Below are 1409 nucleotides of genomic sequence, written 5' to 3' on the forward strand. Positions count from 1 at the left end.
CTGGTCGGGCGGCGAGCCATCGTTTCAAGGTCTGGTGGAATCGTTCGATGCTCCTATGTTCGTCAAGTGGCAATTTGCGGGAGGTTGGCGTAGATCTCTCGGGCGATGAATCTCTTCAGGCAACGGATGATCTCGCGTTTGGTGAGGCCTTCGGCGGTGCGGCGTTCGACGTAGGCTCGGGTGGGTTCGTGGCGGCGCATGCGGACGATCGCGATGATGTAGAGCGCGCTGTTGGCGGCGCGGTCTCCGCTGCGGCAGAGCCGGTGGCGTCCGGTGGTGCGGCCGCTGGAGGCGGGTTGGGGTGCGACGCCGCAGAGTTTCGCGAAGGCGGCCTCGCTGTGGATGCGAGCGGCGTTGTCGCCGGCGGTGACCAGGAACTGACCGGCCAGCTCGGTGCCGACGCCGTGCAGCTGAACAAGGGCGGGTGCGGCCTCGGTGACCAGGACCGCGAGTTGAGCGCTGAGCTGTTTGATCTCCTCGTCCAGTGCTTTCCATCGACGAGCCAAGTCGCGCAGGGATAGCTTCGTTGCAGCCAAGTGCATGCGCTCCGGCTCGGAGACCAAGGACGGCAGGTCCTCGGTCTCCGGTCGCAGCCTGAGGCAGCGGTTGACGAGGGTTCGTTTGGTCAGCTCGACGAGCTCGTCCCGCAGTTGCGTGGGCGCGCCGATCACGATCCCGAACAGCGTGTTGATCGCCTGGGTGCGTGCTTTTACCGCGCTGGAGCGGGTCACGCGCAGCGTCCGGATCACTTCAACGATGCCCGACTTGCTCTTCGGGACGGCCGTGGAAGTCTCGCCGAGCACGGCTCGTGCGACTTGTTCCGCGTCGAGCCGGTCGGACTTGCCGTCCATCCGTCGCGCGAGACGGTTGGGCCGGTTGACCTCGACGACCGTCTCGCCGTTGCGGGTGAGTTCCCGGGCCAGGGCGGCGCCGAAGGACCCGGTGCTCTCCACCCCGATCGCGCTCAGGTCTCCGTAACCGCGCATCCATGCGCGCAGTGCCGCATACCCGGGGCCCGTGGCCGGGAACTCGTGGTGGCCGAGGAGCCGGCCTTGATTGTCGACCGCGGCCGCGTAGTGAGTGTTCTTGTGGGTGTCGACGCCGCCGATGACCGTGACAGTGTCCGCGATGGTTGTCATGCTGAGAATGCTCCTTCCGTGCTACTGAACCGAGGACGGTCGGAGCGAGCCGGTCGGGCGGAGCGACAGGACTGTGATGGGGCTTCTAGTCCAAGCTCCTATCAGGTCAGATCCGTCCGACCGGCACGCCCCAAGATGCTGCGCTGAACCGGTCGACAAATCGAACGAAGGACACCGTGGTCAATTCTTGACCTGGGTCAGACCGGCCCAGCGCAGCACCACCCCAAGTCTTCACAGATCTTCCCTTGCGTCTGAGGATGGTTCGGGGCG

General features: G+C 65.6%; 1 protein-coding gene. It reads right to left on the minus strand.

Annotation, left to right across the window (positions count from 1 at the left end; translation table 11 throughout):
- Window positions 1-62: 62 nt before the first annotated feature.
- Entirely contained in the window at window positions 63-1139 is a 1077-nt protein-coding gene (locus LK09_RS20370) for an IS110 family RNA-guided transposase (protein WP_039403833.1), read from the minus strand.
- Window positions 1140-1409 lie beyond the last annotated feature (270 nt).

Origin of the sequence: Microbacterium mangrovi, from assembly GCF_000802305.1 — a bacterium.
Taxonomy (GTDB): domain Bacteria; phylum Actinomycetota; class Actinomycetes; order Actinomycetales; family Microbacteriaceae; genus Microbacterium; species Microbacterium mangrovi.